The organism is Streptococcus sanguinis (genome assembly GCF_013343115.1).
In the GTDB taxonomy this organism is placed as follows: Bacteria; Bacillota; Bacilli; order Lactobacillales; family Streptococcaceae; genus Streptococcus; species Streptococcus sanguinis_H.
Map to the genome: position 1 here is coordinate 1,610,179 of NZ_CP054570.1, position 11,737 is coordinate 1,621,915.

Genomic DNA, 11,737 nt, shown 5'->3' on the forward strand with positions numbered 1-11,737 from the left:
CTAGTCTGTCTCCTCCCTGACCGGCTGCACCCCTTCAAAAATAATCCTGCTCAAGGTCCGAGTCTGATAATAAGCCCCACTGGCTGAGCGAGCTAGTTCAGCCTCCAATTGAGGCAAGTTTTCTAGCTGTTCCCTGCTCAGCAGCAGACCAACCAATGTGCCACTATGGGCAACATTGAGCCCTAAGCATTGGTATTTTTTTACCAAATTCAGTAATTCTTCCAGATAGGGCTTGGGCAGCCGTTGGTTATTCAACAAAGCACTATAACTCGCTAAATGGCCAATCTTTTCCAGACTCTTCTCCTGACAAGCCTCCTGAAAGAGAGGAAGCAAGCGTTTGGACTCCTCAGCCGGATAGCTAGGACTGTCCTTCATCCGAACCAAGTCAAGGGTAGTCACCATCTCCACAGGCTCCAAGATATAAACATAGAGCTCCGGTTGCCAGTCTGTCTGCCAGACCACTTGACCAGTCAGGGGATTAATGACCGTCCAGTCCTCAAAAGCCACCGAGTCAGTAGGCTCAATCTTGGCACAGAGACGAGTTAAATCTGCTGCTCTTAGAGGCTGCTTCTGCCCCAGAGCAGCTGCCTGCAGGCAGCTAACCATATCTGCTGTGCTGCTAGAATAGCCCTTGCTGATAGGCAGGTCGGACTCCTGAACAAAAGAGAAAGCATTGGACTCAGGCAGGAGCTCCAAAGCTCGCCTTACCTTTTCACCTTGGTCTTGCCTTGCGAGAGACGAAGCTCCGTCCGATCTCACTCGACTGCTCTTCTCAATCCCATAGGAGAGCAGGACTTCCTGCTCTCCAACTAAACCTTGAAATAATTCACCGCAGGAACCTGGACAGGAAACCATTACCTTAGTCATAAGGAGCCTCTTTCGCTAAGACTTCTGTCAGACAAGCCAGAAGCTGTTCATTTTCCTGATGGCTGCGGATGGCTATGCGGTAATGCCGTTCTGACAGATCATGATAATTTTGACAGGAACGGATAAAAATCTTTCTCTGCCGAAGCTCCTGACGCAGGTCCAGCCGACCTAGATACTCAAAGAAGATATAATTGACACTAGGCTTGACCGGCCGAATCTGTGAAAATGCAGTTAGTCCTTGAAAAAGGAAATCTCTTTCTACTCGAAGCCACTGCTTGGTAGCTTGCTGATAGGCCTGATCTTCCAAAAGGACAGGCAGGGCGTGATCCGCCATAGCATTGACCGACCAAGGAGCGCGGCTCCCCTCTATCTCATCAAAGCAAGTTGGATGACAGCTGAGAGCATAGCCCAGTCTCAGACCGGGAATAGCATAAAACTTGGTCAGAGACCGCACCACTACTGCATTTGGATAGGTGGCCAGACGTGAGACGAAGCTATAGTCCTCCTCATCGTCCAGAAAGTCCATAAAAGCCTCATCCAGTATCAAAAAGATTTGCCGCTCCTGCAGGTCCTCAGCTAGCTTTTCTAGCTCAGTACGCCGAATCAAGGTACCCGTCGGATTATTAGGATTGCAGATGAGTACAGCGTCTCCAGCAGTTAGTGAATCCAAGGCCGGCATCATATCAGCTAGATTCCACTCATAGGATGGAGAAGGGAGGCTAAAGCGCTCCACCTTAGCCTGCACTTGCGAAAAGGCTTTTTCATATTCCATGAAAGTAGGGCTCAAAGTCAGGACAGTTTTTGGACGCAGGAAGCGGGCCAGCTCATAAAAGACTTCTACCGCACCATTTGCCAACAGGACCTTGTCCTTTTCTAGTCCATGATGATGTGCCAAAAGCTCTCTGGAGCGACTGTAGCTGATGTCTGGATAATGAACCAGCCAATCAATGGACTCGGTCAGACAAGCCCTCAGCCGCGGAGAAATCCCCAAAGGGTTGATATTGGCACTGAAATCCAGACAGTCTTCTAGAGAAAAACCAAATTCCTCAGCCAAAGCTGCCGCATTTCCACCGTGCTCTACTTTCATAAATAGACATTCCTTCCTCGTTTCCTTGTTAGAATCTAGTATACCATATTCGGCTTTTTCGTCCTTAGTCTGCCTCCAGATAAGCCTGGAGACGGTCAATTCCTTCGTTTTCCGTCGCTGATATTTCAAAAATTTCCTTAGCTCCAGCCGCTTTCAGCTGTCGCCGTGCTTTTTCAATCTGCTCTTCCTTATCAGCCATATCAATCTTGGTGACAATGCCAATCACTTCTTTATTGAAGAGAGAAGAAAATCCTTGAGGAAAGGTCTGCATCTGATTGGAAGCCGCCACCAAGAGACCAATCACATCAGCCTCCGTTGCTGTCACGTTCAGAGCATTATAATACTTACGATGCTGGAGAAATTCTCCAGGCGTGTCAATGATGGCATCATAGAACTCAATAGCCTGAGTCTTAAAGTAGCTTAGCTCCAAGCCTTTCAGTCGCTGGGTCAGAGTAGTCTTACCCACTCCGACTGGACCGACAAACATGATTTTTTTCATATTTTGCATCCATTCCTCTCTATGACAGGAGACTGCCTGCTATCTGCTTAGCTGGGCTTCCTTACTATCTAGTTTGATAGTTTCCCTGCCGTTGAGCAGTACACCTTTATTTTCATCGCGGCCTTGCAGGTAGTAAAGGGCATCTTCCTGACCGTAAGTTTCAATTGCCTTAGTTTGCAAAAGACCGATTCCCTTGCTAGGATCTCTCAAAAGATTGAAGATAATACCCATTTGCAGTTTAGGGAAGTCCTTGAGCATAGCATAGTCGCCATTACTGTCACCGGCAATCAGGATTGGTTCTTGATTGTCATGATTGACAGCAATCAGCTTCTTGATGGTCTCTGTCTTGCCCTCACCTTGAGTCTGAGCATAGTTGGTATCATATTCTGGCTGAATTACTCCCTTGTCATCCTTTTTCAGGCGCATAGCAGTAACATTTTCTTTAGGAATATTGTAGCCATACTTAGAATTGCTAGCATAAGGGATAATCACATCGATATAAGACGCTGAGCAGATATAGACATCAATGCCGTTAGCCATCAGAGTCTTATAGAGATTTTGCATTTCCTTGACTGAGCGAACACCACGCTTGAAGGTCACAGTGATTTGGCCTGACTCACCTTTCAAGCCTTCTGGACTTTCCCAAGTTTCAGAAGTTAGCTTGTCTTGAAGAGCCTGGTCAATAGACTTTTCAGATAGGGCTTGAACTTCTTCAGAAGTCATACCTGCATAGAGGTAGGTCACCCATGGATAGCTGATGTCAGAGCTGAAGGTGTCACCAATCGCTTCGTAAAGATAGCGGAGTTTAGCAGCAAAGTCTTGGTATTCATCGGTCTTTTTGACTTCTTCCAGAGACTTGTCTCCTTGCATTCCCTTATAGCTATTGTAAATAGCCGTGTAGTCAGAAAGCAAGTCAGCTGCAATCTTGTCAATGTTCACTGGTTCACCATCTTTGTTATGGAAATCCTCAACGAAATCGTCGCTTGGTATATTGGTCCGCACTGCTTGGTCAAATTCTTCCGGCGTCATCTTAAAGGCCAGATTTTCAATTTGATAGGTAAAGGTTGCTTCGCCAATGTCGTTAATGACTGTCGTATTGTCCCAGTCAAAGACGGCATAAGGCTTTTTATTTTTATCGTAGCTAGAGCTGGTGTTCCCATTTTCCTTGATGAGCTTGTTCAGACGGGCATAAAGCTTGTCTTCCCAGACGCCCTTATCCAAAGTCTTAGCCTTGTCCTTATCTGTTGTCTCCGTCTTAGCCGAGGATGACTCCGTCGTCGTCTTATTATTCCCCGCTTGACAAGCTCCCAGAAGCAAAGCCAAACTACAAAGCAGCACAATTCCTTTTGTCCGCATAGAAACAATCCTCCATAAAAAATAATAGTGCGCAAAAAAATGGCATAGAAAACCCCTTTGATTCTGAAACACTCGCTTCATTGCGATCAAATCAGGCTTCCTTGCCATTTTCTATACTGTTATTATATTATAAACTATCTGGCAGACTTTGTCAATGAAGCGCTTTCAGATTTGTAAAAAAATAAAGGCAGAGAAAAATTATTTCTCTACCTTACTGATTAAAATGCATATACTCTAATCTTCTCAATCAATGTGTTAGAGGAAACCTAACGTATTCAAGACTAGACAGACAATCCCCTTCAATTCTACCATTTTTCAGGCACTTGATTTCTCCAGCCTGTGAAAACTTGTGCATAGCCCAATAGATACAAGGGCGTCAATGCGATGCTCAAGCCTACCAAGGCAATAATCATATAAAGTCCTGACAGCATAAACAAGCGAGTGATGACTGCTACTCCTGCTGACAAGCAGCACAGGACGATGGCATGAATCTGCAAAATATTGATCTTTTGTTTCTGTTCAAAATATCTCAATTTTGAAACGATCACCATCTGATAGAGCAAATTAATCAACTGATAAGACAAGCTGAGTATGATAAAAATCATAAAAAATGCTAAGTGGTTCTCACCAAAAAAGATGGAGCCCCAAAAAAGCAATTCAAAATGCAGAAATAGGTAAGAGCTGGTCGGAATGAGCTGCAAGGCTTTAATATCAAAAAACTTTTGGAAGAGTAAAAAGGCCAGAAACAAAATAAGCGTGTGAACAATAGTAAAATTCATGACTATCATGCTCAGGTGATGCATCTCCCCGCGTAAGAAAATAGAAACGATAAATACCAGTGAGATAAAAAATAACTCAACTAAACCAGCCTTATAAAAATCTAAGTTTTTGATTGGATTACAATCCGTAACAAGAACATTCAAAAATTCATAATATCTCTTTTTCATTTTGTAAACTCCCATTGTTTAACTTTATAAAATTTCCCCTAAACTTTGCGAAATTTTCTATAAAAAATTCCACATTTCATTATATCATACAGTATATAGGCTAAGGAAGTCTTATAAAACTATAGGTATAGTTCTATAGGATAATTCCCTTTCTCAATCATTCGCCAAGTTGGCATTTTTCCGCTATAATAATAAGGATGAACATCAAAGAAGAAATTATTAACTTAGCAAAAGAAATTGGGATTTCTAAGATTGGCTTTACGACAGCGGATGATTTCGACTATCTGGAGAAGTCGCTGCGCTTGGCTGTAGAAGAAGGGCGAAATTCAGGATTTGAACATAAAAACATCGAAGAACGGATCAAGCCCAAGCTGAGCCTGGCTTCGGCCAAGACCATCATCTCCATCGCAGTCGCCTACCCCCACAAACTCAAGCAGCAACCTCAGAAAACGGCCTACAAGCGTGGGAAATTTACCCCTAACAGCTGGGGGCTGGACTACCACTATGTCCTGCAGGACAAGCTGGACCGGCTTGCCAAGGGAATCGAAGAGCTGACCGCTGATTTTGAATACAAGGGCATGGTGGACACGGGCGCCTTGGTCGATACCGCCGTAGCCCAAAGAGCAGGAATCGGATTTATCGGCAAGAACGGCTTGGTCATCTCCAAGGAATTTGGTTCTTATATGTTTTTAGGAGAGCTCATTACCAATCTGGACATCGAGCCTGATCAGCCTGTCGACTACGGCTGCGGAGACTGCAACCGCTGCGTGACAGCCTGCCCTACTTCCTGCCTGATTGGTGACGGCAGCATGAATGCCAAGCGCTGTCTGTCCTTTCAGACTCAGGACAAGGGCGTCATGGATCTGGAATTTCGTAAGAAGATTAAGACGGTCATCTATGGCTGTGATATCTGCCAAATCTGCTGCCCTTACAATAAAGGTTTGGATAATCCTCTGGCGACAGAAATTGACCCCGACCTTTCTCATCCCGAGCTCCTGCCTTTCTTGGAGCTTTCCAACGGTCAGTTTAAGGAGAAATTCGGCCATGTAGCCGGCAGCTGGCGGGGAAAAAACATCCTGCAGCGCAATGCCATTATGGCTCTGGCAAATGCCAATGATCGCTCTGCCATTCCCAAACTGCTGGAAATTATCGACAAGGGGCAAAATCCGATTCATGTCGCTACAGCTATCTGGGCTCTGTGTCAGCTGGTGCGTGAGGTCCATCCAGAGATGATAGAACTGGTCATGAACGTCAAAAATCCGACCCCTCAAATCCAAGAAGAGCAAGGCCGTTTCCTAGAGAAATTTGGCCTAAAAGAAAAACTTATGATAGAAAACTAAACCGCCGAGATTCTTCAATCTCAGCGGTTTCTTTATTTTTCTTCTTGTTTGCGGATTTCTTTGATAATGGAGCCCATCTTGACAGACTCGTCGCTGAAATAGCGGTAAAGCCGACCATCACCGTCTCCCATGTAGCTGATAGGGGAAAAGCGGTCGCTGCGGAAAGCGTCATTCTCATCAATCAAATTCTCATCAACCACGCGCCGGGTGACACGGGCGACGACATTGGTCAAGGCACCGCATTCGACCATATCCAGCACCTGACACTCAATGGATACAGGGCATTGGTCTACCAGCGGAGCATCCACAGTCTCGCCGATTGTGTAGCTGAGACCGGTCAGGGCAAACTTGTCCTTGCGGCTGTTGAAGCCAGCAATTTCAGACTCTTTGGTCAAATCCTTCTCAGGGACATTGACAGTGAATTGCTGGTGCTTGGTAATCTCTGTAATGGCATTTCCCTTGGTACGCATGGCAATAACCAGCATACTGCCCAAGGAATAAACCGAGCTTGAAGTCGAAATATTATAGCCGTGCACATCGTCCTTATAGCCTAAAAAGAAGACTGGAAAGCCGAAGTAAAGTTTTCTCGTTTCAAAAGTACGTTTCATATATGTTCCTTTATGTTAAATTTTAAAATAGTTTAGCTGGCTGGAGCATGCGTCAGCTGAAATGTCCCATGTCGCCTATCAACTTTTTTGTCACGGGGTGACGAGCCTGGATAGGAAGCTCAAAGTCCTTTATCTCATCAACGATTTCCCCGTCTGCCATGACTAAAATCCGATGGCAGAGAGCGTAGCTCAGCTTGAAATCATGCGAGATGAAAAGATAGGTCAGCTGGTATTTCTCCCACAAATCATATAGGAGGCGTAACAACCTTCCCTGAACAATGGGATCCAGACCGCTCAGAGCCTCATCAAAGATGAGAACATCTGGCTTTAAGAGTAAGCCGCGGGCGATACAAATCCGTTGAAGTTGGCCGCCACTGAGCTGGCGCGCTAGCTGATTCAGATAGCTTTTATCCAGACCGACGTCTTCTAGAATGGCTTCTACCTCTTCTCTAGCCACATTTTTTGGCAGGGCCTCTGTCAAGACCTGCTCGACTGTAAAATGCGGATTGACCGAATGGAGTGAGTCCTGAAAAACCAGCAAAATTCTCACGCCAGAATTTTTGACTGAGTAGGGCTGGCCATCCAGTAAGACCTGGCCTTGACTGGGCTTTTCTAGACCAATCAGCAATTTAGCCAGTGTACTCTTACCACTGCCGCTCTCGCCCATCAGACCGATCATTTCACCTTTCTGGACGGAGAAGTTACAGTCTTTGACAACCATTTTGCCATCGAATTTTTTAAAAACATGTCTACATTCCAGCATCTTGTCTCACCAACCGTTCGTATGGATTTCCTAAGATAAGGTCTTGGCTATAGGTCTGCGAAGGACTTTCGAGGAGCTTAGCAACCTGCCCTTCCTCCATGATAGCCCCCTGATACATGACAAGCATCTTGCCTCCCAGCTCCCGCGCCAAATGATAATCATGAGTCACTGTGATGAGGGTCTTTCCTTTAGCCAACTGCTCCTTTAAGATGAGGATAATCTGCTCGCGATTGTGGATGTCCAGCGCCGAAGTAGGCTCATCCAAAATGATGGTCTCTGGCTCTAGGCAAAGCAAGATAGCCAGCATGACCCTCTGCAACATACCGCCGCTGAGCTCAAAAGGATATTTCTTCAAAAGTTCTTCCGGCTCTCCCAGTCTGACTTCTTTCATAGAGGCTAGGGCCTTAGCCAGACAAGCTCTCTTTGAAATCTTGCTATGACTGCGCAGGGTTTCCCAAAAATGGCTTTGAATGGTCTGAAAGGGATTGAACATAGCCATCGGATTTTGAGACATATAGGCCACTCGTCTCCCCCGCAGCTGCTGCCAATTCTTGAGAGACTCGCGCTCCAGAGACAGAGAGCCATAGTGAACTTCTCCTTGCATGCTCAAGGATGAAGGCAGCTGGCCAATCAATATCTTGGTTAAGAGGGTTTTACCAGAACCACTCTCCCCAATGATGACCAGTGATTGACCCGCCTCCACTTCAAAGTTGATGTCCTGCAGAATGGTCTTTCCCTCAATCTGGGCTGTCAGTTGCTTTACAACTATTTTTTCCATATCTGTTTCCAGCCTTTCTCTTCAAAGCATTCGGCAAATAGATTAAAGGCGACCACAGTCAGAAAGATAGCCAGTCCGGGCGCCAGCATCATCCAAGTTGCCGTTTGAAAATGGCTTCTAGCATCATGCAGCATCATGCCCCACTCGGTAATGTTGGGCTGGACACCGATTCCCAGAAAGGAAAAGCCAGAAATCATGAGAATGATATTCCCAATATTCATCAGCACAATAATCAAAATAGGCTTGTATATAAAGGGCAGGATATGAGTTTTGAGGATATGAATCTGAGAGAGTCCCATGGTCTGGGCAGAAATGACATAGGCTTCCTCTTTGGCACTCTTGACCAGATTGGCCGTTACCCGAGCATAATAGACCCACTCTATGATAACAATGGCTAGAATCATATTGGTCATTCCCTGTCCCAATATCCCAACAGTAGCTAGCGATAGCAGGAAGCTAGGAAAGGCGGAAATAACATTTGCAAACCATAGGAAGGTAGCTTCCGCCTTTCCTTGGTACCATCCAATCAGTAAGCCGACTGTAACACCGATGACCACTTCCAGCAGACTGATGGTCAGGGATAAAAAGAGAGAATAACGAGCCCCGTGCAGCAGACGAGACAAGACATCTCTGCCCAGCTGATCGGTTCCCAGCAGATGAACAGTGTCAGGCGCCATTAGTTTGTTTGAGATCTCCACATGCTGGGGATCAAAAGAAGATAGATAGGGAGCAAAGAGAGCGCAGATGAAGAGGGTCAGCAAAATGACACTTGAAAAAATAAATCGTTTAGACATTGCTCCTCCTTTTTCTGACTCTAGGGTCTATCCAGAGCGGCAGCTGCTGGGTTAGAACATTATTTCCTAAGAACAATAGGCCAAATAAAAGCATGCAGCACTGGATAATGGGCAGGTCCACAGACTGCAGCGCATCTACAAAGAGGGAGCCGACACCATTCCAGGAGAAGACTTCTTCGACAATTAAGGAACCTGTCAAGAGATAGACCAAGGTCAGGCTCAGGCCTGTCGCAATGGCTGGCAGGGAATTTCTCAAGAGATGATTCTTGACCAGGAAGAACTTACTGACTCCGCGCAGGAGGGCATTTTCGACATGGACACTGTTCATCTGCTCCAGCACAGCCTTGCGGATCAAAGCAATATATTGACCAATCAATGACATGCTTAGGGTCAGACTAGGAAGAATCAAGCTGCTAAAATCCTGCTTGCCCGAAACTGGCAGCCATCTGAGCTGAACAGCAAAAATCACAATCAGCATGTAGCCTAGCCAAAAGCTGGGCATGGAAACGCTAGAAAAGGATAAAAAGCGAGTGACCTTATCAAAGAGAGAACCCTTGTAGACTGCACTAAAAATTCCCAAAGGAATGGACGTAAGCAAAATGAGAGCAAAGGATGTCAAGCCCAGAGAAAGGGTCGACTGGAAACGCTCCAGCACCAAGGGCAGGACAGGAACCTTTAATAGATAAGACGTTCCAAAATCCCCACGAAGGGCCTTGGTCAGCCAACTTAGATACTGCTGGGGCCAAGGTTGATTGAGGCCCAGATATTCTCTAGCTTTTTCCAAGGATTGAGGAGTCACTTGAATCTTAGATACCCTTAGATAATTTTCTGCTTGATCAGCCGAGGATAGCTTGGCCAAGAGAAAGGTCAATACTGATATCATCAACAGGGCAGCTAAGAAAGAAACTATTTTTTTTAATAAATCTTTTTTCATAGTCCTTAAAAGAAAAGGGGCGGCTGATAAGCTTTTCAACTCAGCAGCACTACTCCCTTTATATTAAAATTTGCAGTTATGAAGTCAGTTTTTATTTTTTCTCAATATAGCGCAGCGGGAAAGCATTTTCTTCTGGAGCAAAGCGCATGCCCTCGATTTCTCCCTTGCGGTAAACGGAAACAACGGATTGGTAAGTCAGAGGGATATAGATAGCTTCATCATGGAGCATGGTGAGGACTTTCTTGTAGCCTTCATCGACTTTTGCCTCGTCTGGTTCGACCAGAGTCGCCTTGATAATTTTATCAATTTCTGGCTTAGATGGCAGAGCTTCTAGGGAAACATTTTCTGGGTGGCCATGGTCAGCTGGTGAAGTCAGGGCAGTCATCCAAGCATGTGGATCCCACGGTGCTCCCCAAGAATACGTCAACATCAGGTCAAAGTTTCCTGTCTTGGCATTTTCCCAGTAGTCATCTTCTTCCATAGCTTTAAGCTGAACGTCAATTCCGATTTTCTTCCATTCGCCTTGGAAGTACTCAACCAAGTCCTTGTCTGTCGCCTTAGATGAAATATAAGGAACATTCAGGCTCAATTTCTTGCCATCTTTTTCACGGATACCGTCAGAACCTTTCTTCCAGCCTGCTTGATCCAGCATCTTTTCAGCCTGCTTGATGTCGTAGTCATAGGGAGTCAGATTGGCATCAGAGTGTGGGGTAGACTTAGAGAAGATGGTATCAGCTGGTGTTTCTGTTCCGCGGAAAATGTCTTTCGCGATAGACTTCTTATCAACCGCATGGTTCATAGCCTGACGGACAGTCTTGTCTTTGAAGATTTCCTGCTTGGCATTCAAGAGCATGAGGCGGCTGGACATTGGCTGAGATACGTCTGTCGTGTACTTGTCATCCTTGGCATACTTGGCAAAGTTATCCAGACCGATAACGCCATTTCCATAGATCAAGTCAACATTGCCAGACTCAAACTCAAGAGCACGAGTTTGTGGATCTGGAATAATCTTGACCGTTACTTCTTTCAGTTTAGGCTTTTCACCCCAGTAATTTTCGTTACGGGTAAAGGTAATGTACTCGTTTTGCTTCTTGTCTTTGACAACCCATTGACCGGTTCCGATTGGCTTTTTGAGGTTGTCCTTAGTCGTATCATCTCCATCAGGGAAGGCAGCATCAGCTATGAAGCGGATTGGACGAATCATTGATAAATCATAGAGGGTCGCACTATAGGCTTGTTTTAGCTTAATCTCAAAGGTATGCTCATCTACAACTCGATAGCTTTCCAGCTGGTTGGTGAAGTCAAACCAAGTATGGTTTTTCTTATTTTCTTCTGAAAAGACGGTATCGAAATTCCGTTTGACATTTTCTGCATTAAAGTCAGAGTCGTCTGAGAACTTTGCCTTTCTCAGCTTGAAGGTATAGGTTTTACCATCTTCGCTGATATCCCAGCTTTCAGCCAGGGCTGGCTCTATTTTCCCATTGTCACCGTAGCGGACTAGGCCTTCATAGACCATATCCTGAATGACAAATTGGTCTGGATTGTAGCGGTGAGGATTGACATCCCCAAAATCCTCTCCCCAGACCATAGTGAGTTTGTCTTTCTCATTGGCTTGTTTGGAAGAATTTGAGTTTTGCTGGCAGGCTACCAAGAATAAAGGCAGCAAGAGGACAACTAATAAAAATATTTTTTTTCTCATTTTTATTGAATCACTTTCTTGTATTCATATTTTTTTGTTTGCAGTCCCAAGAGATAGGGGCTATA

General features: G+C 45.3%; 12 protein-coding genes. 1 reads left to right on the plus strand and 11 read right to left on the minus strand.

From position 1 onward, the window contains the following. The 5 genes from FOC72_RS07710 to FOC72_RS07730 form a co-directional block, all read right to left on the minus strand. On the minus strand, positions 1-867 hold the full coding sequence (locus tag FOC72_RS07710; RefSeq protein WP_002896400.1) for a GHMP family kinase ATP-binding protein: 867 nt from the start codon (positions 865-867) through the stop codon (positions 1-3). Beyond that, positions 860-1,954: a threonine-phosphate decarboxylase CobD gene (gene cobD / locus FOC72_RS07715; protein ID WP_002896402.1), complete on the minus strand. Its 1,095-nt coding sequence runs from the start codon at positions 1,952-1,954 to the stop codon at positions 860-862. The genes FOC72_RS07710 and cobD overlap by 8 nt, the downstream gene beginning before the upstream one ends. Positions 1,955-2,018: 64 nt before the next feature. Then, positions 2,019-2,453 carry a EutP/PduV family microcompartment system protein gene (locus FOC72_RS07720; protein ID WP_011836561.1) on the minus strand — a complete coding sequence of 145 codons (435 nt, stop codon included), beginning with the start codon at positions 2,451-2,453 and terminating at the stop codon, positions 2,019-2,021. Between the two features lie 39 nt (positions 2,454-2,492). Beyond that, positions 2,493-3,809, minus strand: coding sequence for an HAD family hydrolase (locus FOC72_RS07725; RefSeq protein ID WP_032914254.1), 1,317 nt, complete (start codon positions 3,807-3,809; stop codon positions 2,493-2,495). Between the two features lie 305 nt (positions 3,810-4,114). Further along, positions 4,115-4,771: a hypothetical protein gene (locus FOC72_RS07730; protein WP_002896407.1), complete on the minus strand. Its 657-nt coding sequence runs from the start codon at positions 4,769-4,771 to the stop codon at positions 4,115-4,117. Positions 4,772-4,953: 182 nt separating this feature from the next. On the opposite strand from FOC72_RS07730, the gene queG reads away from it, so the two are divergent. Beyond that, a complete protein-coding gene (gene queG / locus FOC72_RS07735; RefSeq protein WP_002896409.1) occupies positions 4,954-6,096 on the plus strand; it encodes a tRNA epoxyqueuosine(34) reductase QueG in 1,143 nt (380 codons plus the stop codon). 32 nt (positions 6,097-6,128) lie between these two features. Here queG and FOC72_RS07740 read toward each other — a convergent pair whose 3' ends face one another. The 6 genes from FOC72_RS07740 to nikA all read right to left on the minus strand — a co-directional run bounded on the left by FOC72_RS07740 (position 6,129) and on the right by nikA (position 11,672). Continuing rightward, the gene (locus FOC72_RS07740) at positions 6,129-6,704 is read right to left on the minus strand and encodes a flavin reductase family protein (RefSeq protein WP_002896411.1); all 576 of its coding nucleotides are present in this window, start codon (positions 6,702-6,704) and stop codon (positions 6,129-6,131) included. Positions 6,705-6,756: 52 nt separating this feature from the next. Then, a complete protein-coding gene (locus tag FOC72_RS07745; RefSeq protein ID WP_002896413.1) occupies positions 6,757-7,467 on the minus strand; it encodes an ABC transporter ATP-binding protein in 711 nt (236 codons plus the stop codon). Then, the gene (locus FOC72_RS07750; protein WP_002896415.1) at positions 7,454-8,245 is read right to left on the minus strand and encodes an ATP-binding cassette domain-containing protein; all 792 of its coding nucleotides are present in this window, start codon (positions 8,243-8,245) and stop codon (positions 7,454-7,456) included. Before FOC72_RS07750 ends, FOC72_RS07745 begins: the two co-directional genes overlap by 14 nt. Further along, positions 8,233-9,039, minus strand: a complete 807-nt coding sequence (locus FOC72_RS07755) for an ABC transporter permease (RefSeq protein WP_002896416.1) — start codon at positions 9,037-9,039, stop codon at positions 8,233-8,235. Before FOC72_RS07755 ends, FOC72_RS07750 begins: the two co-directional genes overlap by 13 nt. Continuing rightward, a complete protein-coding gene (locus FOC72_RS07760; RefSeq protein ID WP_002896417.1) occupies positions 9,032-9,973 on the minus strand; it encodes an ABC transporter permease in 942 nt (313 codons plus the stop codon). Before FOC72_RS07760 ends, FOC72_RS07755 begins: the two co-directional genes overlap by 8 nt. Before the next feature lie 91 nt (positions 9,974-10,064). Continuing rightward, positions 10,065-11,672 (minus strand): nickel ABC transporter substrate-binding protein, encoded by a 1,608-nt coding sequence (gene nikA / locus FOC72_RS07765; protein ID WP_002896418.1) that lies wholly within the window; start codon positions 11,670-11,672, stop codon positions 10,065-10,067. Between the last annotated feature and the right edge of the window lie 65 nt (positions 11,673-11,737).